Consider the following 24,586-nt stretch of genomic DNA (forward strand, 5'->3'; position numbering starts at 1 on the left):
AAGTCAAAATCATTCTTTTCTCTTCCTGACCCGGCGAAGTGTGTTTCGTTGTTCCCGGTCAGTGGAGGCGCATTATAGGGAGTTCCTGACAGGCTGCAACCCCTAATTTGAAAAAACTTTTCAACCGCTCATTAATACGGCAAAAACACCAATTACGGCGAAAAAGACAACAAAAAGGGGGGCGATTTCTCGCCCCCTCAAGCATTAACCATTACTGTTTAGCAATGATATGCCCATTTTCTACATCCAGAGTTACTGGAACTCCCGGTATTAATTTGCCGGAAAGTATCTGTTGCGCCAATGGATTCTCGATTTCCTGTTGAATAGCGCGTTTCAATGGCCGCGCACCATAAACAGGGTCGAAACCAGTTTCACCCAAGAACTCCAACGCAGGCTGAGTAATGGTGACCTGATAGCCACGTTCTTCCAGACGTTTGTATAGACGCGCCAGTTGGATGCTGGCAATAGAAGCCAGATGCGCGCGACCTAACGGATGGAAGACAACAACCTCATCTATACGGTTGATAAATTCAGGGCGGAAGTGATGAGTAACAACTTCCATCACCATTTCTTTCATTTCGGCATAACTTCTTTCACCGAAACGTTCCTGAATCAAATCTGAACCGAGATTCGAGGTCATGATGACTACTGTATTACGGAAGTCGACCGTTCTGCCCTGCCCGTCAGTCAAGCGCCCATCATCCAACACCTGCAAGAGTATGTTGAATACATCCGGATGCGCTTTTTCCACTTCATCCAGCAGAATGACAGAATAAGGACGACGGCGTACAGCTTCCGTCAAATACCCACCTTCTTCATAGCCTACATAGCCTGGAGGCGCACCAACCAACCGAGAAACAGAATGTTTTTCCATAAACTCGGACATATCGATACGCACCATGGCATCGTCACTGTCGAACAAGAACATTGCCAGCGCTTTACACAGTTCGGTTTTACCGACCCCTGTTGGCCCTAAGAATAAGAAAGAACCAATCGGCCGATTCGGATCTGACAACCCAGCACGACTACGACGGATAGCATTGGAGACAGCTTCAACCGCTTCATCCTGTCCAATCACGCGTTTATGCAGATCATCCTCCATGCGCAGCAACTTATCGCGTTCACTTTCCAGCATGCGAGATACTGGAATACCCGTCCAACGCGCCAGCACTTCTGCAATCTCTGCTTCAGTTACCCGGTTACGCAGCAACTTCATGGTTTTCCCTTCAAGCGCCGTTGCCGCCGCTAGCTGTTTTTCCAGCTCAGGAATTTTACCGTACTGAAGTTCTGACATCTGAGCCAAATCACCCACACGCCGAGCCTGCTCTAAAGTGATTTTGGCTTGTTCCAGTTCAGTTTTAATATTCTGAGTACCCGTGAGGGCAGCTTTTTCCGCTTTCCACTCTTCTTCTAACTCGGAATATTCACGTTCTTTCTGCTCTAACTCAGTGTTGAGCATTTCGAGACGTTTTTTGCTGGCGTCATCAGACTCTTTCTTCAGCGCCTGCTGTTCCAGTTTCAACTGGATAATTCGCCGTTCCAGGCGATCCAATGATTCTGGTTTTGAATCCATCTGCATACGGATGCTGGAACCGGCCTCGTCAATAAGGTCGATGGCTTTATCCGGTAGCTGACGATCCGAGATATAGCGGTGCGACAGCGTTGCCGCAGCCACAATTGCCGGGTCGGTTATCTGCACATGGTGATGCAGTTCATAACGCTCTTTCAGCCCGCGTAGAATGGCAATAGTGTCTTCAACAGTCGGCTCCGCCACATACACTTTCTGGAAACGCCGCTCCAGCGCCGCATCCTTCTCTATATATTGACGATATTCGTCGAGTGTCGTTGCACCAACGCAATGTAATTCACCGCGCGCTAATGCAGGTTTGAGCATGTTGCCCGCATCCATCGCCCCGTCGCCTTTACCTGCGCCGACCATGGTATGCAATTCATCAATGAACAAGATCACACTGCCTTCTTGTTTTGATAAATCATTCAACACGCCTTTCAAGCGCTCTTCAAACTCACCGCGATACTTCGCACCCGCAATCAGTGCGCCCATATCTAATGAAAGCACACGTTTATGTTTCAAGCCTTCCGGCACTTCGCCGTTGACGATTCGCTGTGCCAGACCTTCAACAATGGCCGTTTTACCAACACCAGGCTCACCAATTAACACTGGGTTATTTTTGGTCCGGCGTTGTAATACCTGGATAGTGCGGCGAATTTCTTCGTCACGGCCAATAACCGGGTCGAGCTTGCCTTGCTCCGCACGCTCAGTCAGGTCGATAGTGAATTTTTTCAATGCCTGGCGCTGGTCTTCGGCACCTTGGTCATCAACTTTGTCACCACCACGCATATCTTCAATTGCCTTATTTATTTTATCTTTTGTTGCACCGACTGCTTTTAACATGTCAGTCAAGGTGCCGCTGCTTTCAAGTACCGCCAGCACAAACAGTTCTGACGAGATAAATTTATCTGCACGTTTTTGCGCTAATTTGTCACAGAGATTCAATACACGAACCAGCTCGTTTGATGGTTGAACATCACCGCCAGTCCCTTCAACTTGTGGAAGACGACCTAACGCTTGCTCAATGTCGCTGCGCAAATTGGCGACATTAACCCCCGCTGAGGTCAACAATGGGCGAACCGTCCCCCCATCCTGATTGAGCAGTGCGCTCATCAAATGTAACGGTTCAATAAATTGGTTGTCGCGCCCAAGAGCTAAAGATTGGGCATCGGCGAGGGCAAGCTGGAATTTGCTAGTAAGACGATCCAGACGCATAACACCTCCAATATTGGTCAAAATTGCTACTGGAGATTAGATGAGGTCATCCCTCAAATTTTCAAGGTTATTTTGACACTAAATATTCAAAATGAAATGTTATGCGCCAATGGATCGTCTTAATTCAATAGGTTATATCAACCAGACTAAACTTGCCATACGCCCGGTAATTCCATCGCGCCGATAAGAGAAAAATTGCTGATTTTCAGTCACAGTGCAATGGTCTCCACCATAAATAGCGTGAACCCCCGCAGCCTGTAGCCGTAATCGAGCTAATAAATAGATGTCGGCGAGATATTTAGAGCCGGAAGGTGTGAATGCAACAGCGGATTGCGCGTCAAAATTGATAAAGGCCTGTTTAACCTCTTCGCCCACTTCGAACTGCTGCGGACCAATGGCCGGGCCTAACCAGGCAATAATAGAAGAAGGATTTGCATTGAACTGAGTGAGCGTTTGTTCCAGAACACCGGCACAGAGGCCACGCCACCCCGCATGAGCTGCGGCCACTTCATCACCCGCCAACGAGCAAAACAGCACAGGCAAGCAATCGGCTGTCATTACCGCACAAACTTGCCCAATAACATGGCTGTAGACCGCATCAGCCTGTACATCAGAAACAGCCTTGCCATCCAGATGCAGGACACGAGTGCCGTGTACCTGTTCAAGCCAAACGGGCATTTGCGGCAATCCCGCTTGTTCCACTAAATATTGGCGGTTTGCAGCTACACTCGCCGCGATATCCCCTACATGGGTACCAAGATTTAATGAATCATAAGGGAATTCGCTGATACCACCATGACGAGTCGTGCTACATGCCTTAACGCCAGCAGGCAATGGCCAATCGGGGAGTATCAGCTTGTTCATTACCAATCCATCTGATCTTTGAATTCTTCGGTATCAGCTTTCAGCGCATTAATCAGCTCAACCATATCGTCTGGTAATGCCGCATGCCATTCCATTTGAATGCCACTGATAGGATGATACAAACGCAGCATAGTTGCATGCAGCGCCTGGCGGTCAAAGCCACGCAAAATAGCAATAAAGGAGTCCGATGCGCCGCGTGGTGGGCGCGGGCGGCCACCATAAAGCTGATCACCCACCAGCGGATGGTTGATATGGGACATATGCACGCGGATCTGGTGCGTACGGCCCGTCTCTAAACGTAAGCGCAGACGAGTATGGGCACGGAAGTGCTCCATAATACGGTAGTGAGTTGTCGCCGGTTTACCCATCGGATGCACCGCCATGTGTGTCCGCTTGGTGGAGTGACGAGAAATAGGCTCGTCAACTCTGCCGCCAGCGGTCATATTGCCGATGGCCACAGCTTCGTATTCACGGGTAATTTCGCGTGCTTGCAGTGCTTCAACCAAGCGAGTCTGAGCCGGAACAGTTTTCGCCACCACCATCAAGCCGGTGGTATCTTTATCCAGGCGATGTACGATACCTGCCCGTGGTACATCCATGATTTCTGGATAATAATAGAGCAATGCATTCAGAACTGTGCCATCTGGATTACCGGCCCCAGGGTGCACCACTAAACCGCGGGGTTTATTAATAACCAGAATATCGTTATCTTCATAGACGATATCCAGTGGGATTTCTTGAGGCGCCCAGCGGGCATCTTCCTCAATTTGCGCGTCAATTGCGACGAGCTCGCCACCCAACACTTTTTCTTTAGGTTTGTTAATTGTTTTACCGTCGACAGTGACTCGGTCTTCCAAGATCCATTCTTTTATGCGAGATCTTGAATAATCAGGGAACAATTCGGCCAAAGCCTGATCTAACCGTTGACCGAGTTGTGATTCGGCCACCGTTGCGCTGAGTTGTACTTGTTGTGCCATATGCAGCTTCTTGTTCGTTAACGTTGGGTTTTGACGGCGATGCCGTTTAATATAATGTGCTATTGTATCTAGATCTTTATCGGGAGCTTAACGGACAGTCTCCCGGAATAACACTTCGAGGATAATCAAAACGTCATGACGCGTATGAAATATCTGGTGGCTGCCGCCACGTTGAGCCTGGTGCTGACCGGTTGCTCCAGTAACAAGGACGTGGTTCCCGATAACCCGCCTTCTGAGCTCTATGCTACCGCTCAGCAAAAACTGCAGGACGGTAACTTTAAGGGAGCCATTACGCAACTAGAAGCGTTAGATAACCGCTATCCTTTCGGGCCTTACTCTCAACAAGTTCAGCTTGATTTGATTTATGCGTATTATAAATCTGCTGATCTGCCGTTGGCGCAAGCCTCAATTGATCGCTTTATGCGCCTCAATCCCACACATCCTAACATCGATTACGTTTTATATATGCGTGGTTTGACTGACATGGCTCTGGATGACAGTGCATTGCAAGGCTTCTTCGGGATTGATCGTTCAGACCGCGATCCGCAACATGCTAAAGCCGCTTTCCGCGATTTTAACCAGTTGATTCAAAGCTATCCGAACAGCCAATACGCAACTGATGCGCAAAAACGCCTAATATTCCTGAAAAACCGTCTGGCCAAGCATGAACTGGCCGTGGCGCAATATTACACTAAACGAGGCGCTTACGTCGCGGTAGTTAACCGTGTTGAACAAATGCTAAGAGATTATCCTGATACTCAAGCCACTCGCGATGCGTTGCCGTTGATGGAAAATGCTTATAAGCAATTGCAACTCAATGCTGAGGCAGACAAAGTTGCCAAGATAATTGCGGCGAATCCAGCCTGATACTGTTTGTAACGAAAATAGGTCTGGAACGATAAAATAACAAACGGCAGCTCAAGCTGCCGTTTTCAATTCTGCTTTATCGCCACAAAACGATGAGATTCATGTCGTTAGGTTATCGCGCTGAGATCCTATCTAAAATGCAAAAATAATGCGTTTTATAACTATATCCAGGCAATATAACTTATCGATAATGCGGCATTACAATCAATGATTCAAGCCCCCGACACCCATTCCTGACGTTAAATCACAGTTCCCATGACCTTTGCAAAAAGTGACAAAAATAAGTGATCTTGATCATACATTTTGTGAAAAAGAGAGGTATGCTGAAGTTATCCAAGACGGAGCAGACAGAGAGGTAAGTCATATGACAGTCAACATTACCAGTAAGCAAATGGATATCACCCCAGCAATTCGCAAGCATGTTGAAGACCGTCTCACCAAACTGGATAAATGGCAGGCCCAGTTAATAAACCCACATATTGTACTGTCTAAAGATCCACAAGGATTCGTTGCCGATGCAACTATCAGTACACCGATGGGGCCCTTGGTTGCCAGTGCTAAACATGATGATATGTATGCTGCAATTAATGAACTTATCACCAAACTAGAACGCCAATTAAATAAAGTTCAACACAAAGGTGAAGCTCGCCGCGCAGCAAGCAGTGTTAAAGAGGCTAATTTGGAGTCAGCAGATTCAGTAGATGTCGAAGAAGAGTCCGAGCAGGAACAATAGCCGGGACAATCCATCTCATTTCGGATCTAACGCGCTTTCGGGCGCGTTTTTTTATTGACAGCAATTCAGACTGGCGGTTATGTTTGTTTTGGCTATAACATGTTATTTCCGTCAGCATCAACAACAGGTAACCAGCAACGATGATCAATAAAGTGTTTTTCTTCGCATTCTTTTTTACCTTCCCCTGATTGGGAGGCGTTTCGTCGTGTGATAAATAATGCGAAGACGAACAACAAAGCCTCCCAAGCCGGGAGGCTTTTTTTATTTAGAAAAAATAATAAGGCCAACCCCTATGACCGATAATCCATTACTGGTGCTACGTGAGCGCATCAGCGCACTAGACTTAAAACTGCTGGCGTTGCTGGCAGAACGGCGTGAATTGGCGGTGGATGTGGCTAAAGCCAAACAACTCCATCATCGCCCGATTCGCGATAAAGAACGTGAACGTGATTTGCTGGATGCACTTATCACCGCCGCAAAACCTTATGACCTGGATGGATTTTATATCACCCGTCTGTTCCAACTGATTATTGAAGATTCAGTATTGACTCAGCAGGCACTGTTGCAGCATCAGCTTAATCAAACCGCCCAACACTCTGCCCGTATCGCCTTTCTTGGCCCCAAAGGCTCTTACTCACATTTAGCCGCGCGCCAATATGCTGCTCGTCACTTTGAACAATTGATTGAGTGTGGTTGCCAAAAATTCCAGGATATTTTTACTCAGGTAGAAACAGGTCAAGCGGATTACGCCGTATTACCCATAGAGAATACCAGCTCAGGTTCCATCAATGACGTATATGACTTACTGCAACACACCAGTTTGTCGATTGTCGGGGAAATAACCAATCCTATTGACCACTGTGTATTGGTCGCCACCGAAACTGATCTGAACCAAATTAAGACCGTTTACAGCCATCCACAACCTTTCCAGCAATGCAGCCAGTTCATTAACCGTTTCCCACATTGGAAAATCGAGTATTGCGAAAGCACAGCGGCTGCAATGGAGAAAGTGGCGCAGTTAAACTCACCGCATGCGGCGGCATTAGGGAGTGAAGCGGGTGGCGCGCTTTATAACTTGCAGGTGCTGGAACACAATTTGGCGAACCAGCAGCAGAATATCACTCGCTTTATTATTCTAGCCCGTAAATCCATTGATGTATCTGAGCAAATCCCGGCCAAAACCACGTTAATTATGGCGACCGGGCAGCAATCAGGGGCATTAGTGGAGGCGCTACTCGTGCTGAGAGATCACGGGGTCGTCATGACCAAACTTGAATCACGGCCAATTAATGGTAATCCGTGGGAAGAAATGTTTTATATCGATGTGCAGGCCAATTTGCGTTCTGAATCTATGCAAAAAGCGCTGGCAGATTTAACACCGATAACTCGGTCATTGAAAGTATTAGGCTGCTACCCAAGTGAAAACGTGGTGCCAGTCAATCCAAGTTAACCAGCCTCTTGACCTTAATAGTCAAAAGCCACCTCGACACTGCCGGGGTGGCTTGGGGAAAACAGATAAGTTATAGATGGCAGTTATTGACGATTGTCATTCGCCTGACGCAATAATGAACGGCTTTCCACCAAGAAACGCTCCGCATAATCACCAAACCAGTGCTCAACTTTCTGGAAACTTTGCACAAAGGCTTGTTTGTCACTTTGTTCCAACAAAGTGATCGCCTCGCCAAAACGTTTGTAATAGCGTTTAATCAGCGCCAAATTATCTTCTGATGACATAATAATGTCGGCATAAAGCTGTGGATCTTGCGCAAACAGCCGCCCCACCATTGCCAATTCCAAACGATAAATCGGCGAAGACAGCGCTAATAGCTGTTCAAGCTGCACATTCTCCTCTGCTAAATGTAATCCATACGCAAAGGTCGCAAAATGGCGCAATGCTTGAATGAACGCCATATTCTGGTCATGTTCAACCGCACTGATACGATGTAACCTTGCTCCCCATACCTGTAGCTGTTCGAGTAGCCACTGATATGCTTGTGGGGAACGACCATCGCAATACACCACAACTTGCTTTGCCAAACTGCCAACATCTGGCCCAAACATCGGATGTAAGCCGACAACCGGCCCTTCATGGGCGGCGAGCATAGCTTGCAATGGCTTATTTTTGACAGAAGCGAGATCCAACAAAATACAATCTGGCGGTAATTTTGGTAATCGGGCTATCACTTCTTCAGTGATATGGATGGGCACACTGACAATCACCATCCCGGCATCTGCCAGAATAGATTCAGCCTGCGGCCAGTCCTCTTGTTCCAGCGTTTTTACCTGATAACCGGACAGAGTGAGCATTCGGCTGAATAACCGCCCCATCTGCCCGTCACCGCCGATGATAACCACCGGGCGCAACTGAGGGCACAGCGTCTTAAACCCTTTGTCATTCTCGCTGGTGTAAGACTCTCGCATTACCCGACGCAATACATCTTCAATCAAATCAGGCGGGACACCTAAAGCCTCGGCTTCCTGTCGGCGTGAGGCTAACATCGCCGCCTCACGATCCGGAACATAAATAGGCAAACCATAACGGCTTTTAACTTCACCTACTTCAGCCACCAAATGCAGGCGCTTTGCCAACAAATCCAGCAGTGCTTTATCCACTTCATCAATTTGATCGCGCAAAGCGGTCAGTTCAGCCACCATAACTTACTTTTCCTCTACAGTCCGGGCCGCCAGCGCTGAACGTAATTCCTGATGCATGCCACGTAACAGGGTTTCGGTGCTTTCCCAATCAATGCAGGCATCGGTCACCGAAACACCGTAGCGCATATCGGCGCGTGGTTGCTCAGATGATTGATTGCCCTCATGAATGTTACTTTCCAGCATCACACCAGTGATAGAACGATTGCCAGCCTTGATCTGTTCAACCACAGATTCAGCGACCGCAGTCTGACGACGGTAGTCTTTATTCGAATTACCATGGCTGCAATCTATCATTAAGGATGGAACGAGTCCCGCATCCTGCATCTGTTTTTCACACTGAGCGACATCTTGCGCGCTGTAGTTAGGGGTTTTGCCGCCACGTAAAATCACATGGCCGTGCGGATTCCCCTGAGTTTGCAATAAGCAAACCTGGCCCGACTGATTAATCCCCATGAAGCGGTGCGGCATAGCAGCAGCGCGCATAGCATTGATTGCCGTACCCAAACTACCATCAGTGCCGTTTTTAAACCCAACCGGCATGGACAAACCGGAAGCCATTTCACGGTGAGTTTGTGATTCAGTGGTACGCGCACCAATAGCTGACCAGCTAAATAAGTCGCCTAAGTATTGCGGGCTGTTCGGGTCCAGAGCTTCGGTTGCCAGAGGTAGGCCCATGCCCACTAAATCCAGCAATAATTGACGAGCAATATGTAATCCTCTTTCCACATCGAAAGAGCCATCCATTGCCGGGTCATTGATTAAGCCTTTCCAACCCACAGTCGTGCGGGGTTTTTCAAAATAGACACGCATAACGATATACAGGCTGTCACTCAATTCTGCAGAAAGAGTTTTCAAACGACGCGCATAATCCAGAGCAGCATCCACGTCGTGGATAGAACAGGGGCCACAGACCACTAATAAACGTGGATCATGTCCCTGAATAATATCAGCAATGGTTTTGCGGGCAGCTTCAATCGCATACTGATCATTTTCGCTCAATGGAAACTGGTTCTTCAGTTCTTCCGGGGTTATCAATACTTGTTCGGCACTGATATGGACATTATTGAGCGCATCTTTTTGCATGATCATATTCTTTACCTATCTCTGTTTAGCGGATGTCGTTTAGCGTATTTATCGTTTGAGAGCACCACAATATCATGCCGTGTAAAGTTTTCAATCCATATGTGTAAATAAATAATTACCACTAATTTTACAGGCGCATTTATATCTGACTTTTGCGGTAAGTCTCAGTTTCTGCAGATGGTCCTAACCTCCCTCTGAGGCCATGATAAAATGCGGAAAATTTGTGGAGGCTGTATGTTAAGAGTCATCATTGTCGACGATGAACAACCTGCGCGTGAAGATTTACGCGAAAGATTAACTGAAGAACATGATATTGAGATCGTCGCCGAATGTAGCAACGCACTAGAAGCAATCCCCGCAATACAGCGCCTGCAACCCGATGTGATATTTCTCGACATCCAAATGCCAAGAATTAATGGCCTGGAATTAGCCTCAATGCTAAATCCAGAAAGCATGCCGCACATCGTGTTTGTCACGGCTTACGATGAATATGCCATCCGAGCTTTTGAAGAGCATGCCTTTGACTATCTGCTAAAACCTCTCGACCATCAACGGTTAGAAAAAACGTTAATTCGCTTAAGAAGAGGTGTTGGTGTAAATAATAATTTACATAAAATAGCAGAGCCGATGTTGCGTCATATCCCTTGCTCTGGTCACAACCGCATTTTTTTACTGAAAATTGAAGAAGTAGAATATCTCAGTTCTGAACTCAGTGGAGTGCATGTTATCGGAACCGTACAATCTGGCTATACCCAGTTATCACTCAAAACGTTGGAAGAGAAAACACCCTTTGTCCGCTGTCATCGACAATATATGGTCAATACTGAACAGTTGGGTGAGATACAATTGATGGATAATGGTTCTGCTGAAGTAATCACCCGCAGTGGTAAACATATCCCCGTGAGTCGCCGTTACTTAAAACCCTTAAAGGAGAAATTGGGTATTAACTAAAAGCTATTTGGGCCTGGAATATATTTATATGTTGCGTCATTGTGCTATTGGTGAGTTTTTTAAAAACAATATTAATACATTACTTTCACAACCAGATTTTATATTCTATTAATACCGTTCCATTCCACTTTAATTAGTTAGAAAAGTCCGGGCTGATATAAAAATAGAGGCAGATCTCAGATTTAATTAGTTACATAACTGAACAATATAGCCTTGATATTCGCAAGTTTTTAATCAATGCCAATTGTGCTCTGATAGATAAAACGAGTATGAGCCATGTTCATTGCTTAAAAAAGCCAATATACAACCGAATTTTATTCATATTGGAAGCAAGGTAAAGTCATGATAACACTACAATTTATAATTATAATTCTCTGTCTATTAGTCGGTACACGCTATGGGGGCATGGGGCTGGGGTTAATAAGTGGTATTGGCTTATTTATTCTGACCTTTATCTTTGGCCTCGAACCCGGAAAACCACCAGTCGATGTCATGCTCACAATATTAGCCGTTATTGGTTGTGCTGCTGTATTACAAACTGCTGGCGGATTAAATGTAATGATGCAATTTGCTGAGAGATTATTACGGCGACATCCTCAGCATATTACGCTACTTGCACCATTTACTACTTGGTCATTAACCTTTTTATGCGGCACTGGACATGTTGTTTATACCATGTTCCCGATTATTTCTGATATTGCGATTAAAAAAGGTATTCGTCCAGAGCGCCCAATGGCGGTGGCATCTGTTGCCTCGCAAATGGCGATTACAGCTTCCCCGGTCTCGGTGGCGGTAGTGTCATTGGTATCAATTATTGGTGCCAATCACGGTATAGGCCATGCTTATAGCATTCTAGAAATTTTGGCAGTTTCTGTCCCAGCTTCACTTGTCGGTGTACTGGTAGCCGCCTTATGGAGCCTACGCCGCGGTAAAGATCTCGATAAAGACCCTGATTTCCAGGCAAGAATCAAAGATCCTGAGCAGCGCGACTTTATCTATGGCTCAACTGATACATTGTTAAATCAGGTTTTCCCGAAACAAGCTTATTGGTCTACCTGGATATTTTTCGCGGCTATCATACTGGTGGTATTACTGGGTGCATTTGCAGACCTGCGCCCTGCTTTTGAAGTTAAAGGCAAAATGCAGTCATTATCAATGAACCTGGTTATTCAGATGATGATGCTGATTGCTGGTGCAGTTATTCTTATTGGCTGTAAAGTTAAACCCAGCGATATCTCTAATGGCGCCGTATTCAAAGCCGGTATGGTCGCCATATTCTCTGTATTCGGTGTTGCCTGGATGAGCGATACCTTCTTCCAAGCCCACATGGGCGACTTAAAACTGGTACTGGAAGACGTGGTAAAAAGCCAACCTTGGACTTATGCCATTGTGTTGTTCTTAGTTTCCAAGTTGGTCAATAGCCAAGCCGCAGCATTGGCAGCAATCGCCCCCATGGGTTTGCAGCTCGGTGTTGAACCTAAAATGCTCATTGCTTTCTTCCCTGCAGCTTATGGCTACTTTGTTTTACCAACTTACCCAAGTGACCTTGCTTGTATCGGCTTTGACCGCTCGGGCACTACTAAGATTGGTAAATTCATTATTAATCATAGCTTTATCATTCCGGGCCTTATCGGTGTCGTCTGTTCGTGCATCACTGGCTACCTGCTGGTAACCACTTTTATGTAGTTAATGAGTAACAGTTGAGCTAAGAGCCAGAGCAATTCTGGCTCTTTTCATTTTTTCTTTTCGCCAGTATTCAAATACAAATTCATTTCTATTTATGACATTTTAAGAATGAACTCATCAAAAAATCCCTCTTATTATAATTAATTATTCAATCTGAAAGATCTTATGAGTAAGTAGGATCACAACTGCTACAATGCGGGCCGCATCACAAAAACCATCTTTTTTCACCATGGGCCTATTATGTTTTCTTTGCGTCATACCAGGGCGTTGCCGTTTTATATCAGCACACTCGCATTATCTCTCGTCAGTACCGCTGTTCTTGCTGACGCAACTGTTTTTACTGCTTTAGACGATCCTGCCACGGCCAAAAAGAGCTTCGATGGAACCGTTGAAGCAGGTTATACCGCACAATCAGGCAATACCAACAACTCAACATTGACGGCTAACTCAACGTTGACCTGGTTCCAGCCTAATACTGCTTATAGTTTGTGGGGGGCGGCGCGGAATACCAGTTCTAATGATCAACGCTCTTCTGAACGTTATCAATTGGGTGGCCGTACTCGATATAATCTGACGGATAGAAACTATTTATTTGGGCAGGCCGGTTGGTTAAATGATCGCTATAACGGTTTTGATTCCCGCTCTGTTTTAACCACAGGTTATGGTCGTCAGATTATGACCACTCCGCTGCACAATCTGCGAGTGGAATTTGGTCCAGGTGTCCGTCACGATGAATATTATCAAGGTGGCCGCTCGACGAGAGCCTTAGCTTATGCGGGTGGTAACTATACTTACCAACTGACTGACAACACCGTGTTCAGTGAAGGGGTTTCAGCACTGGCAAACGAAGAAACAACATTGAACTCAGAAACGGCGTTGAATGTTGCTATCAATAAAAGCTTCGCATTGCGTTTAGCCTATGTTGTGACCTATAACACCAAGCCACCAGCCAGCGCACCAAAAAATACTGATACTACAACATCAGTGACTCTGGTTTACGGCCTGTAATCATTTATTCAATATCCATAGCGTGGTGTGATGCCACGCTAATTCCCCTCTGATATCCCTTCTATTTATCTTCTATACCCTAAATAATTCGAATTGTAGGAAAGCAACTAACGCATATGCAGCTTGAAGTATGACGAGTATAGAAATAAAAAAAGGGGTCAGCCAATGGCTAACCCCTTCATAACTATTAACTTTTGGATGAAGCCTGAGCTGTACCTTAGTTAGTGCGGTTAAGACGCTCTTTGATACGAGCAGACTTACCAGTACGCTCACGCAGATAGTACAGTTTCGCTTGACGAACGGCACCACGACGTTTCACAGTAATGCTGTCGATTACTGGGGAGTGAGTTTGGAATACACGCTCAACACCTTCGCCGTTGGAAATTTTACGAACGGTGAACGCAGAATGCAGACCGCGGTTACGAATAGCGATAACCACGCCCTCGAATGCCTGCAGACGCTTTTTAGAACCTTCAACAACCCATACCTTAACTTCCACGGAATCACCCGGACGGAATGCAGGCACGTCTTGCTTCATCTGCTCTTGTTCGATTTGCTTGATAATATTGCTCATAATAAGTCTCTTACCCTAGGTAAACTGATATATCAGGAAGTTGGCACACGGCACAACGTTCCTTTCATAGTTCTGTTGCTCAGGGCTTGTGTTCCCGTTGGAACTCAGCCAGCAACACCATTTGCTCGTCAGTCAGAGCTAGGCTTTCTAGAAGTTCAGGTCTTCTAAGCCAGGTACGGCCCAGCGACTGCTTTAAGCGCCAGCGACGAATCTCGGCATGGTTGCCCGACAGTAAAACTGGCGGAACTTCCATCCCTTCTAACACCTCAGGACGAGTGTAGTGTGGGCAATCCAGCAACCCATCAACAAAGGAATCTTCCTCTGCTGAGGCCTGATGACCCAGCACGCCCGGGATAAAACGGGATACTGAATCTATCAGAGCCATTGCCGGCAGCTCGCCACCGCTGAGAACGTAATCGCCAATTGACCATTCTTCATCAATTTCAGTTTTGATTACGCGCTCATCAACTCCTTCGTACCGACCACACACCAGAATCATCTTCTGGTTGGTCGCCAGTTCGCAAACACCCTGTTGGTCCAGTTTGCGTCCTTGAGGTGACAGATAAATCACCTTTGCTCCCTCGCCTGCCGCTGCTTTTGCTGCATGAATGGCTTCCCTTAACGGTTGCACCATCATCAGCATTCCCGGGCCACCGCCATATGGGCGGTCATCCACGGTACGATGCCGGTCGTAGGTGAAATCACGAGGACTCCAACACTGCACGCTCAGCAGGCCATTTTTTACTGCCCGGCCAGTTACCCCGTAATCGGTTATTGCGCGGAACATCTCGGGAAATAGGCTAATAACACCGATCCACATTGTTTTGTTCCACTCATCTTTGCCGTTTAATTCGGAGGTCAAAAACCAGGATCCCAATCTACTTCAACACGTTGAGCAGTGAGATCGACATTCTTGATAACCTGCCCATGAAGAAACGGGACCAACCGCTCCTTCATACCGAATGCATCTTTCAGGTTTGCCTTTACTACCATCACATCGTTAGAACCGGTTTCCATCATATCGATGATTTTACCCAGTTCGTAACCCGTGGTTGTTACTACCTGACAGCCCATAAGGTCTTTCCAGTAGTAATCATCCTCTTCCAGTTCAGGTAGTTGTTGGGAATCTACGATAATTTCGCAATTAGTCAGTAAATTCGCGGCATCCCGATCATCAACGCCTTTTACCTTGATGATCAGATCCTGACTGTGGCGCTTCCAGTCTTCCAACTCGACATGCTGCCACTTACCACCCTGCTGGATAAACCACGGCTGGTAATCAAAAATACTTTCGGCGTTCTCGGTGGATGAAAATACTCTGAGCCAACCGCGAATGCCGTAAGTTGAACCCATTTTACCGAGAACAATCGGCTGTTCGGGAACCACTGGATTGAGTTGCTTGCTCATAATAACCACCACCGCGACAGATTAAGCTGCTTTCTTAGCGTCTTTGATCAGCACAGATACGCGATCAGAAACGGTTGCGCCCAGGCCAATCCAATGTTCGATACGGTCCAGGTCCAAACGCAGAGCTTCAGCCTGACCAGATGCGATCGGGTTAAAGAAGCCTACACGTTCGATGAAACGGCCGTCACGAGCATTACGGCTGTCAGTCACTACTACTTGATAGAACGGACGCTTTTTAGCGCCGCCACGAGCCAAACGAATTGTTACCATAACATCCTCTTTAGTTAATAAAACAACTGGACCCCATCGGGGAACGGGGTCCAGTTGCAATATAAAAAGCCCGAAAATTTTACTCATTTTGGCGCAAAAAGCAATCTAAAGCGTAGATTCCTATGCGCCAGTTTTTTAATAAGCACAATTTTCTTCGTTTACCGCTGTTTTCAGCGGGAAATCTTTACTCATTTCACACCGGTTAACATCACAGCGTGAAATATACCCTTCGTACTTGAAACCGCAGGATTGTTGGCTTGTCGCCTACCTGCAACCCCAATCACTTTGGGTATGACCATCAACGGCCTGGGAAACCCGGTGGCATCATACCTTTCATGCCACGCATCATTTTGGCCAAACCGCCATTTTTCATTTTCTTCATCATGCGCTGCATATCATCGAACTGCTTCAGCAAGCGGTTAACATCCTGCACTTGCACACCAGAACCAGTGGCGATACGGCGCTTACGTGAGCCTTTAATGATTTCTGGCTTGGCGCGCTCTTTCAGCGTCATCGAGTTGATGATAGCCTCCATCCGCACGGTTACCTTATCATCCATCTGCGACTTCACGTTATCTGGCAACTGACCTGCGCCCGGCATTTTACTTAGCATGCTGGCCATGCCGCCCATATTGCGCATTTGTTTTAGCTGATCAAGAAAGTCATTAAGATCAAAGCCATCGCCTTTTTTCAGCTTAGTTGCCAGTTTTTCCGCTTGTACGCGGTCAACTTTGCTTTCGATATCTTCAATCAGCGACAGAACATCGCCCATTCCCAAAATACGTGAAGCCACGCGATCGGGATGGAACGGTTCAAGTGCATCTGACTTTTCGCCAACACCGAGGAATTTAATCGGCTTGCCGGTAATATGGCGGATAGACAGCGCAGCACCACCACGAGCATCACCATCAACTTTGGTTAACACCACACCGGTGAGTGGCAGCGCTTCATTGAATGCTTTCGCTGTATTGGCGGCATCCTGACCGGTCATGGCATCAACAACAAACAAGGTTTCAACCGGATTAATCGCGGCATGAACTTGTTTGATTTCGTCCATCATCGCTTCATCAACGTGCAAACGACCGGCAGTATCGACAATCAGGACATCATAAAACTTAAGTTTCGCCTGTTGCAGAGCCCGATTGACAATATCAATCGGTTTTTCCTGTACATCAGACGGGAAGAAATCAATGCCAACACCTTCAGCCAGAGTTTCCAACTGTTTGATCGCCGCAGGGCGATAAACGTCGGCAGACACCACCAGCACTTTTTTCTTCTGTTTTTCTTTAAGGAACTTACCCAGTTTAGCCACACTGGTGGTTTTACCCGCACCTTGTAGGCCAGCCATTAACACCACTGCTGGCGGTTGCGCTGCCAGATTCAGTTCGTTATTGACCTCGCCCATGGCGGCAATAAGTTCATTCTTAACGATTTTGACGAATTCCTGACCCGGCGTGAGGCTTTTGTTCACCTCATGCCCGACAGCACGCTCTTTTACCCGGTTAATAAAGTCACGAACCACCGGCAGAGCTACGTCAGCCTCCAATAACGCCATGCGTACTTCACGTAGCGTTTCTTTAATATTTTCTTCTGTCAGCCGGCCACGGCCGCTGATATTGCGCAGTGTGCGCGACAATCGATCAGTTAAGTTCTCAAACATTGTCTCATACTCAACGTGGAAACAGGCCGCTCTGGCGACACAATGGGGGGATTATAACACGAAGCTTAAACGATCTCTGCTCTCACATCGGAGAACGGTTGGAGAGGGACGCTCTCAACGCTATACTGGCTATCTAATTCACTTAGCCGATGCCCATATACCGCTATGCCCGTGTTCTCCATTTTGGCTTTGATCGCTTACTCACTCAGTCTGGGCTTGATTGTCCCAAGTCTGGTGCAGAAAAATAGTGCTTACCGGCGCCTGGCGCTGATTTCTGCCGTCGTGGCGCTAGTGTGCCATGCTATTGCTCTGAAGCATCAGATTTTTGATGTCGGCGGCGGTCAAAATCTGACTTTATTGAATATTGGCTCCATTGTCGGGCTGATGATCTGCACTATTATGACTATCGTCGCCTCACAGGGGCGTGGTTGGTTCTTGTTGCCGATTGTCTACAGCTTTGCCATGATTAATCTGGCACTTGCCAGTTTGTTGCCAGGTGAATTCATTACCCATTTGGAAGCCAGCCCTGCCATTTTTGTCCACATTGGGCTAGCCCTCTTTGCCTATGCAACACTTATCATCGCAGCACTGTATGCCCTGCAATTAGCTTGGCTTGATTATCAATTAAAAAATAAGAAAGTCACCTTTAATGCTGATATGCCGCCCTTGATGAGCATTGAACGCAAAATGTTTCATATCACCCAAATTGGGGTGGTCTTGCTGACCCTAACGCTGTGTACTGGCCTGCTTTATATGGATGATATATTCAGTAAAGAAAACGTCCATAAAGCGGTGTTATCAATCATGGCCTGGTTTGTCTATATTGTCTTATTGTGGGGCCATTACCATGAAGGTTGGCGCGGGCGTAGAGTAATTTGGTTCAGTTTTGCAGGCGCATTTTTGCTAACTTTGGCCTATTTTGGCAGCCGCTTACTGCAGGAAATTATGATCTCTTAGCCGTAACCATCCGCACATGACCTTGTTGAACTGAACTAGCAGGGCCTTCATATCATTAAAGGAACACTGTGTTGGATCATGTTTCCACTAGCACGCTGATCATCATCCTGGTCATTATGATCGTGGTTTCGGCTTATTTTTCTGCCTCCGAAACCGGCATGATGACGCTTAATCGCTATCGATTACGCCATTTGTCCAAACAGGGTAACCGTGCCGCACGGCGGGTTGAAAAGCTGCTGCGCCGCCCTGACCGCCTGATAAGTTTGGTCTTAATCGGCAATAATCTGGTCAATATTTTAGCCTCAGCACTGGCAACAATTGTTGGCATCCGGCTCTATGGCAATGCTGGGGTTGCTATCGCCACTGGCGTATTAACTTTTGTGGTCCTAATTTTTGCTGAAGTTATGCCGAAAACTATCGCCGCCCTTTATCCTGAGCGCGTTGCATTCCCCAGCAGTGTTTTACTGGCCCCATTACAAAAAATCATGCTGCCACTGGTATGGTTACTCAATACCATCACCCGTGGACTGATGCGCCTGTGTGGCATTCGCGGAAATGTACACCGCAGTGATGCGGTCAGTCAGGATGAATTACGCAGTATTGTGAATGAATCACACTCACAAATTTCTCGTCGTAATCAAGATATGTTGATATCAGTGCTGGATCTGGAAAAAGTCACTGTCAGCGATATTATGGTGCCGCGTAATGAAGTGGTCGGCATTGATATCAATGATGATTGGAAATCAATCATGCGGCAGCTAACACACTCGCCGCATGGTCGCATTGTGTTGTATCGTCAATCATTGGATGATGCTATCGGTATGCTGCGGGTGCGGGAAGCCTACCGGCTGATGACAGAGAAGAAAGAATTCAATAAAGAAAATCTGTTGCGGGCGGCTGATGAAATCTATTTCATTCCCGAAGGCACACCATTGAATGTACAACTGGTGAAATTTCAACGTAATAAAGAGAAAGTCGGCATGATCGTCGACGAATATGGTGATATTCAAGGATTAGTGACAGTGGAAGATATTCTGGAAGAGATCGTCGGCGATTTTACCACATCCATGTCACCTAGCCTGGCAGAAGAGGTTAATCCACAAAGTGATGGCTCAGTACTGATTGATGGTAGCGCCAATGTGCGTGGACTGAATAAAGCATTCAACTGGTCACTCCCAGTGGACGCCCGCACTATCAATGGCATGTTATTGGAGGAGCTGGAGGATATTCCCCAGATAGATGCTCAGGTTCGTATTGGAAACTATCTGATTGATGTGCTGGATGTACAAGAAAACATGATTAAGCGGGTGCGAGTGACACCTATCCTACCGGATAATCATGTTGGGTAATCCCACGACTCGGTGATATCGACGGACATAAAAAAGACGCCTTTGCAGCGTCTTTTTTGCATTTATCTACCGAACATCAAAATCGACAACTGAAAACTAGATATGTAATTCAGTCAGTTTTTCTTTCGGCAATGCCAGCTCTTCGTTGTGATTGATACGCACGCCGCGGTCGATAATCCCTTTGGCAATCTCCTGCGCCTCTTCCAGCGAATGCATATGGTAAGTACCACACTGATATTCGTTCAATTCAGGAATTTTTCGCTGGTCGGTCACTTTCAATACATCAGCCATTGCCGCTTTCCAGGCATCAGCAACGCGTTGCTCATCTGGCGTACCTATCAGGCTCATATAGAAACCAGTACGGCATCCCATTGGGGAGATATCGATAATCTCCACGCCATTACCATTGAGATGGTTACGCATAAAACCGGCAAACAAGTGCTCAAGTGTATGAATCCCTCGTTCTGGCATCACTTCTTTATTTGGCACACAGAAACGTAAATCGAATACCGTTATCTCGTCGCCATGAGGGGTTTTCATCGTCTTAGCAATGCGTACAGCCGGAGCTTTCATAATGGTATGGTCTACGGTAAAGCTATCCAATAATGGCATTTAGTTACCTCCTCATAAAAAAATAATTTTTATTCGATCTTTTTTTCGCAACCGGTGAAACTTTTTGGTATCCCGCACGTCTTAATATGTGAAAGACGCGCATTTGTTATCATCATCCCTGTTTTCAGAGATGTTAATTTGGCCACAGCAATGTGGCCTTTTCTTTTTTATTGGCCGCCGTGAAGCGCCAAATACTCTTCAAAGCTTAGCTTATCTTTCGACTCCAGCTCACGTTGACGCACCCAAGAGGCTGTGCCCTCTTCAGATAATTGCTCTTCAGTTAGCAATTCCAAAGGTTCTGTTTGCAGCATTTCCCGGTAGCGTTCGGCTAACTCAAGACCAACACCACCAATACCACCTTCTTTCATTGCTTGCAAAATACGCGCTGAGAACGTCAAACTCGGATCATCAAAGAACGCGACAAGTTCGTCACAAACCTGTTGATATTCAGTGCTATCTTTACCATCCAATACTTCGGCAACACGGCGCAAGTCGGCAAACAGATCTTTACCCACTTTCTCCAGCGGCTCACGGGTATCATTACAACCCATACCGATAGTCTGACCGGGTTTACGCCCTTCCAAAATGACCCGATTCCAGTTTTTCCGAGTACACAGTAATTCGTCACTGCTCATTTCAGGCGCATCAGCCAACACACACCAAATCAAGAATAAATCGAGGAACCGCGCCTGTACGGCATCAACACCGATAGGTGAGAATGGGTTAATGTCCAAAGAGCGAACTTCAATATATTCAATCCCACCGCGCAACAAAGCATCAGAGGGGGATTCGCCAGCACGAGTCACTCGCTTAGGCCGAATTGGGGCATAGAGTTCATTTTCAATCTGTAACACATTGGTGTTCAGTTGCAGATGACGCTCACCATCTTTTAGCCCCAATGCTGCATATTCTTCTGATGGCGTTTTAATTGCGCGCTTCAGCCCAGCAACATAGGTATGCAGGTCATTAAACGTAATACCCAAATTACTCTGTGATTTATTGGTATAACCCAAGTCACTCAAGCGTAATGAGGTGGCATAAGGCAGATAACACATTCCTTTATCATTGCGTTCAAACGGCAAGGCAGTTTCACGCCCTTGCAGGAATGACGCGCAAATTGCCGGTGAAGCACCAAACAGATAAGGGATAACCCAGCCAAAACGATAATAATTGCGGATCAGGCGGAAATATCCGGCGGAAATTTCTTCCTTGCCACTTTTTTCATCGGTAACACCCGCCCATGCCTGCCAAAACTCTAGCGGCAAAGAGAAATTATAGTGCACACCTGAAATCGTTTGCATCAAGGCACCATAACGATTTTTCAAACCCTCACGGTAAAGTGTCTTGAAACGACCAATATTAGAAGAACCATATTTAGCCAGCTCAATATCCTGCTCTGCACCAATAAAGCAAGGCATGCTCAGTGGCCACATGCGCTCATCACCCAACTTACGGGCGGTATAGCGATGGATATCGCGCAAAAAAGCCAGCAGATGGTCAATATCGCCATCTACCGGTGTAATGAATTCCAGCAATGCCTCAGCAAAGTCGGTGGTAATCCACTGATGAGTTAATGCGGCACCCAATGACTCTGGATGGCCCGTCGAGGCTAATTGGCCATCGGCAGTCACTCTCAATGTTTCCCGCTCGATACCACGACGGATACCTTTCAGGGCTTTAGGGTGCGCTTCCAGCCAAGTTAGCGCGTGTGATACATCCGGGATCAAATCGACCTCCCGCTCTTGAAAACCATAACTCGCCAGCATACTGAAACTGCATAGATGTGACTATGTAAGTTTGTCACACTCTTTACTGCCACCAGGCAATTCCTTGTAGCGTGACTACCGTTAACACGATATAACGCAATGCTTTTCCCAGACACAGAAAAAAAACCACAAGACCCCAGGGCATACGCAACCAGCCTGCTAACACACACATCAAATCGCCCACCACCGGTAACCAGCTCAATAATAAAGCTGCCGGGCCAAAACGTTGAAGCCAGCCAAGAGCTGTACTCATCCCGCGCTGTGGCTTTAGTTCCGGTAGTAAGCGGCCTATAACAACATTAGTTAGCCCCCCAAGGGTATTTCCGACGGTAGCAGACAACACCAGCATCATGGCCGGCGCACTCCCTGCCGTTAAGAGGGTGACTAACAGAATTTCCGAATTTCCCGGTAAGAGCGTTGCGCTAAGAAAGCTACTCCCAAATAATGAAGCAATAGCTAGCGTACTACTCACAGTAGACGCACATCAACTACTGCCATATTGGCTCTTTTTGCCGCCTCAACACCAAAATCAGCATCTTCAAAGACCACACACTTCTGTGCAGGCACACCGAGTAACTGCGCGCAGCGCAAGAATGTCTCAGGCGCTGGCTTATGTTGAGTAACATCATCGGCACCGACAATGACATCAAAATAGTCACGTAATCCTAAGTGGCGTAAAAGCAGCTCTGCCATGGCGTGTTCGCTTCCAGTGCCAACAGCCATAGGTTTACGCCCATGATAGGCTTTAACCACGCCTATGAGCGGCAGAGGCTTCACATTATCCATCAACAGTGATTTAAACAATGCGGTTTTTTCAGCAGCCAACAAATGGGGATCCAGATCCGCTTGATGATTAGCAATAATTACGCTAGCAATTTGCCACGTAGGTGCGCCATTCAAAGCGACCAAGGCCTGCTCGTCAAAAGCCATACCATAAGGCGTCAGTACCTGCCGCCATGCCTGACGGTGCGTGGGCTCGGTATCCAGGATGGTGCCATCCATATCAAAAATCAGGCCTTCATAGCGATCGTACATCGTGACCCCACGACCAGGGAAAAAATGAAAAGCTACTTTATCGCAAACTAACTAAATTGTCGCTCACTGTATAATCAATTGAATTTAATCAAAAAAATATCATTCCCAAAAGGAAATAGCGCTATAACACATAGTGAAAATCAATGAGCTGAAAGGGATAAAAGATAAGAGGCTGAAAACATTCAAATGGCAGTGCGGCGTAAGGTCTAAAAAGCAGAAAACCCCGCCGTAGCGAGGTTTCTTAATATGGTGCACCCAGGAAGATTCGAACTTCCGACCGCTCGGTTCGTAGCCGAGTACTCTATCCAGCTGAGCTATGGGTGCAATTTTTTATTTCTAATTTTACGAGGGTGTTTCAGTGAGTGAAACTTAACAACAAGATTGATGACCTAGAAGATGGTGCACCCAGGAAGATTCGAACTTCCGACCGCTCGGTTCGTAGCCGAGTACTCTATCCAGCTGAGCTATGGGTGCAATTAATTCTTTGACACTACCTGATGTTCATTTGACTATTTCACCATACTGCAAAATATGGTGCACCCAGGAAGATTCGAACTTCCGACCGCTCGGTTCGTAGCCGAGTACTCTATCCAGCTGAGCTATGGGTGCATAGTAAATGGCGGTGAGGGAGGGATTCGAACCCTCGATACAGCTTTTGACCGTATACTCCCTTAGCAGGGGAGCGCCTTCAGCCTCTCGGCCACCTCACCATACGCTTCTTTCGAATTGTGCCTAACTTGCTTTTGAAGAAGCTCATCGGCACTGCGTGGCGCACATATTACTTTCCCGCACTTATAAGTCAAACAATTTTTCCTAACTCACGTTCATTTGCACAATTCACACACAACATGGGCAGTTTCACGTCAAAAAGAGTGTTTTATCAACAGGGAAGATAGCGTTTATTGTGGTGTAGCTAGAGAGCGAGAAAAAAGAAATTATCCTGTTCACCCCATTAGATTAGTCGTGAGCAGATAATTATTACAGAAATAAGAACACAAAAAGGGGATGAAGAGCGAAATGAGGGGGGGAATAAACAGCAGTAGCGCCTCGTGTAACACGAGACGCTTCTTCAAAATCAGTAAGTCGTCGGTTGAGACTTTTCTGCTTGGATACGCTGGTAGATTTCTTCACGGTGAACAGAAACCTCTTTCGGAGCATTTACACCAATACGGACTTGGTTGCCTTTAACCCCTAATACAGTAACCGTAACCTCATCGCCAATCATGAGTGTTTCACCAACTCGACGAGTCAGAATAAGCATTCTTTGCTCCTTGAAAAATTAAAAGAGTCGGGTCTCTCAGTTTCCCCGCCATTATCCATCATACACCGTGAAAACGTAAGCTATCA

At 46.6% G+C, this 24,586-nt stretch carries 23 protein-coding genes, 4 tRNA genes and 1 other annotated feature; of the genes, 8 read left to right on the top strand and 19 right to left on the bottom strand.

Annotated features, from left to right (window positions below; all coding sequences use genetic code 11):
* Positions 1-211: 211 nt before the first annotated feature.
* The 3 genes from clpB to rluD all read right to left on the bottom strand — a co-directional run bounded on the left by clpB (position 212) and on the right by rluD (position 4,626).
* Complete coding sequence (gene clpB / locus OVO64_RS17260) at positions 212-2,785, bottom strand: ATP-dependent chaperone ClpB (RefSeq protein WP_038635787.1); 2,574 nt, start codon at positions 2,783-2,785, stop codon at positions 212-214.
* Between the two features lie 132 nt (positions 2,786-2,917).
* Positions 2,918-3,649, bottom strand: coding sequence for a purine nucleoside phosphorylase YfiH (gene yfiH, locus OVO64_RS17265; RefSeq protein WP_038635790.1), 732 nt, complete (start codon positions 3,647-3,649; stop codon positions 2,918-2,920).
* Positions 3,649-4,626, bottom strand: coding sequence for a 23S rRNA pseudouridine(1911/1915/1917) synthase RluD (rluD, locus tag OVO64_RS17270; protein ID WP_038635793.1), 978 nt, complete (start codon positions 4,624-4,626; stop codon positions 3,649-3,651). Before rluD ends, yfiH begins: the two co-directional genes overlap by 1 nt.
* Positions 4,627-4,761: 135 nt before the next feature.
* Here rluD and bamD point away from each other — a divergent pair, with 135 nt between their 5' ends.
* From bamD to pheA, 3 genes are all read left to right on the top strand, one after another.
* Complete coding sequence (gene bamD / locus OVO64_RS17275) at positions 4,762-5,493, top strand: outer membrane protein assembly factor BamD (protein ID WP_038635796.1); 732 nt, start codon at positions 4,762-4,764, stop codon at positions 5,491-5,493.
* 364 nt (positions 5,494-5,857) lie between these two features.
* Positions 5,858-6,226: a ribosome-associated translation inhibitor RaiA gene (gene raiA, locus OVO64_RS17280; protein WP_038635800.1), complete on the top strand. Its 369-nt coding sequence runs from the start codon at positions 5,858-5,860 to the stop codon at positions 6,224-6,226.
* Positions 6,227-6,365: 139 nt separating this feature from the next.
* Positions 6,366-6,491: a sequence feature (Phe leader region), on the top strand.
* Positions 6,492-6,518: 27 nt separating this feature from the next.
* Positions 6,519-7,676: a bifunctional chorismate mutase/prephenate dehydratase gene (gene pheA / locus OVO64_RS17285; protein ID WP_267248915.1), complete on the top strand. Its 1,158-nt coding sequence runs from the start codon at positions 6,519-6,521 to the stop codon at positions 7,674-7,676.
* 83 nt (positions 7,677-7,759) lie between these two features.
* On the opposite strand, the gene tyrA is transcribed toward pheA, so the two are convergent.
* Together tyrA and OVO64_RS17295 are read right to left on the bottom strand one after the other, a co-directional pair.
* Positions 7,760-8,881 carry a bifunctional chorismate mutase/prephenate dehydrogenase gene (tyrA, locus tag OVO64_RS17290; RefSeq protein ID WP_038635807.1) on the bottom strand — a complete coding sequence of 374 codons (1,122 nt, stop codon included), beginning with the start codon at positions 8,879-8,881 and terminating at the stop codon, positions 7,760-7,762.
* A gap of 3 nt (positions 8,882-8,884) precedes the next feature.
* A complete protein-coding gene (locus tag OVO64_RS17295) occupies positions 8,885-9,964 on the bottom strand; it encodes a 3-deoxy-7-phosphoheptulonate synthase (protein WP_038635810.1) in 1,080 nt (359 codons plus the stop codon).
* A 234-nt stretch (positions 9,965-10,198) separates the two neighbouring features.
* On the opposite strand from OVO64_RS17295, the gene btsR reads away from it, so the two are divergent.
* The 3 genes from btsR (at position 10,199) to OVO64_RS17310 (ending at position 13,609) form a co-directional block, all read left to right on the top strand.
* Entirely contained in the window at positions 10,199-10,915 is a 717-nt protein-coding gene (gene btsR / locus OVO64_RS17300; RefSeq protein WP_038635813.1) for a two-component system response regulator BtsR, read from the top strand.
* Positions 10,916-11,257: 342 nt separating this feature from the next.
* Complete coding sequence (locus OVO64_RS17305) at positions 11,258-12,601, top strand: anaerobic C4-dicarboxylate transporter (RefSeq protein WP_038635816.1); 1,344 nt, start codon at positions 11,258-11,260, stop codon at positions 12,599-12,601.
* A gap of 240 nt (positions 12,602-12,841) precedes the next feature.
* Complete coding sequence (locus tag OVO64_RS17310) at positions 12,842-13,609, top strand: DUF481 domain-containing protein (protein WP_038635819.1); 768 nt, start codon at positions 12,842-12,844, stop codon at positions 13,607-13,609.
* Between the two features lie 217 nt (positions 13,610-13,826).
* Here OVO64_RS17310 and rplS read toward each other — a convergent pair whose 3' ends face one another.
* From rplS to ffh, 5 genes are all read right to left on the bottom strand, one after another.
* The gene (gene rplS / locus OVO64_RS17315) at positions 13,827-14,183 is read right to left on the bottom strand and encodes a 50S ribosomal protein L19 (RefSeq protein ID WP_004393427.1); all 357 of its coding nucleotides are present in this window, start codon (positions 14,181-14,183) and stop codon (positions 13,827-13,829) included.
* Between the two features lie 79 nt (positions 14,184-14,262).
* A complete protein-coding gene (trmD, locus tag OVO64_RS17320; RefSeq protein WP_038635821.1) occupies positions 14,263-15,003 on the bottom strand; it encodes a tRNA (guanosine(37)-N1)-methyltransferase TrmD in 741 nt (246 codons plus the stop codon).
* 38 nt (positions 15,004-15,041) lie between these two features.
* The gene (gene rimM / locus OVO64_RS17325) at positions 15,042-15,590 is read right to left on the bottom strand and encodes a ribosome maturation factor RimM (protein ID WP_038635823.1); all 549 of its coding nucleotides are present in this window, start codon (positions 15,588-15,590) and stop codon (positions 15,042-15,044) included.
* A 21-nt stretch (positions 15,591-15,611) separates the two neighbouring features.
* Positions 15,612-15,860, bottom strand: a complete 249-nt coding sequence (gene rpsP, locus OVO64_RS17330) for a 30S ribosomal protein S16 (protein WP_002209458.1) — start codon at positions 15,858-15,860, stop codon at positions 15,612-15,614.
* Positions 15,861-16,158: 298 nt separating this feature from the next.
* Entirely contained in the window at positions 16,159-17,520 is a 1,362-nt protein-coding gene (gene ffh / locus OVO64_RS17335; protein WP_038635825.1) for a signal recognition particle protein, read from the bottom strand.
* A gap of 165 nt (positions 17,521-17,685) precedes the next feature.
* Here ffh and OVO64_RS17340 point away from each other — a divergent pair, with 165 nt between their 5' ends.
* Both OVO64_RS17340 and OVO64_RS17345 read left to right on the top strand, forming a co-directional pair.
* Positions 17,686-18,477, top strand: coding sequence for a cytochrome C assembly family protein (locus OVO64_RS17340; RefSeq protein ID WP_004393421.1), 792 nt, complete (start codon positions 17,686-17,688; stop codon positions 18,475-18,477).
* A gap of 71 nt (positions 18,478-18,548) precedes the next feature.
* Positions 18,549-19,826, top strand: coding sequence for an HlyC/CorC family transporter (locus tag OVO64_RS17345; RefSeq protein ID WP_162472789.1), 1,278 nt, complete (start codon positions 18,549-18,551; stop codon positions 19,824-19,826).
* Positions 19,827-19,922: 96 nt separating this feature from the next.
* On the opposite strand, the gene luxS is transcribed toward OVO64_RS17345, so the two are convergent.
* The 9 genes from luxS to csrA all read right to left on the bottom strand — a co-directional run bounded on the left by luxS (position 19,923) and on the right by csrA (position 24,500).
* Positions 19,923-20,438, bottom strand: coding sequence for an S-ribosylhomocysteine lyase (luxS, locus tag OVO64_RS17350; protein WP_038635831.1), 516 nt, complete (start codon positions 20,436-20,438; stop codon positions 19,923-19,925).
* Between the two features lie 167 nt (positions 20,439-20,605).
* Positions 20,606-22,204 carry a glutamate--cysteine ligase gene (gene gshA / locus OVO64_RS17355; protein ID WP_172667622.1) on the bottom strand — a complete coding sequence of 533 codons (1,599 nt, stop codon included), beginning with the start codon at positions 22,202-22,204 and terminating at the stop codon, positions 20,606-20,608.
* 43 nt (positions 22,205-22,247) lie between these two features.
* Positions 22,248-22,676 (bottom strand): YqaA family protein, encoded by a 429-nt coding sequence (locus OVO64_RS17360; RefSeq protein ID WP_038635833.1) that lies wholly within the window; start codon positions 22,674-22,676, stop codon positions 22,248-22,250.
* A complete protein-coding gene (gene yqaB / locus OVO64_RS17365; protein ID WP_038635837.1) occupies positions 22,673-23,239 on the bottom strand; it encodes a fructose-1-phosphate/6-phosphogluconate phosphatase in 567 nt (188 codons plus the stop codon). The genes OVO64_RS17360 and yqaB overlap by 4 nt, the downstream gene beginning before the upstream one ends.
* A gap of 247 nt (positions 23,240-23,486) precedes the next feature.
* Positions 23,487-23,563, bottom strand: a tRNA-Arg gene (locus OVO64_RS17370).
* A 73-nt stretch (positions 23,564-23,636) separates the two neighbouring features.
* Positions 23,637-23,713, bottom strand: a tRNA-Arg gene (locus OVO64_RS17375).
* Between the two features lie 58 nt (positions 23,714-23,771).
* Positions 23,772-23,848, bottom strand: a tRNA-Arg gene (locus OVO64_RS17380).
* Between the two features lie 8 nt (positions 23,849-23,856).
* A tRNA-Ser gene (locus tag OVO64_RS17385) sits at positions 23,857-23,949 on the bottom strand.
* A 365-nt stretch (positions 23,950-24,314) separates the two neighbouring features.
* Positions 24,315-24,500: a carbon storage regulator CsrA gene (gene csrA / locus OVO64_RS17390; protein ID WP_002209449.1), complete on the bottom strand. Its 186-nt coding sequence runs from the start codon at positions 24,498-24,500 to the stop codon at positions 24,315-24,317.
* Between the last annotated feature and the right edge of the window lie 86 nt (positions 24,501-24,586).

The sequence above is a fragment of the Yersinia sp. Marseille-Q5920 genome, from assembly GCF_946902935.1.
Classification (GTDB): Bacteria; Pseudomonadota; Gammaproteobacteria; order Enterobacterales; family Enterobacteriaceae; genus Yersinia; species Yersinia rochesterensis.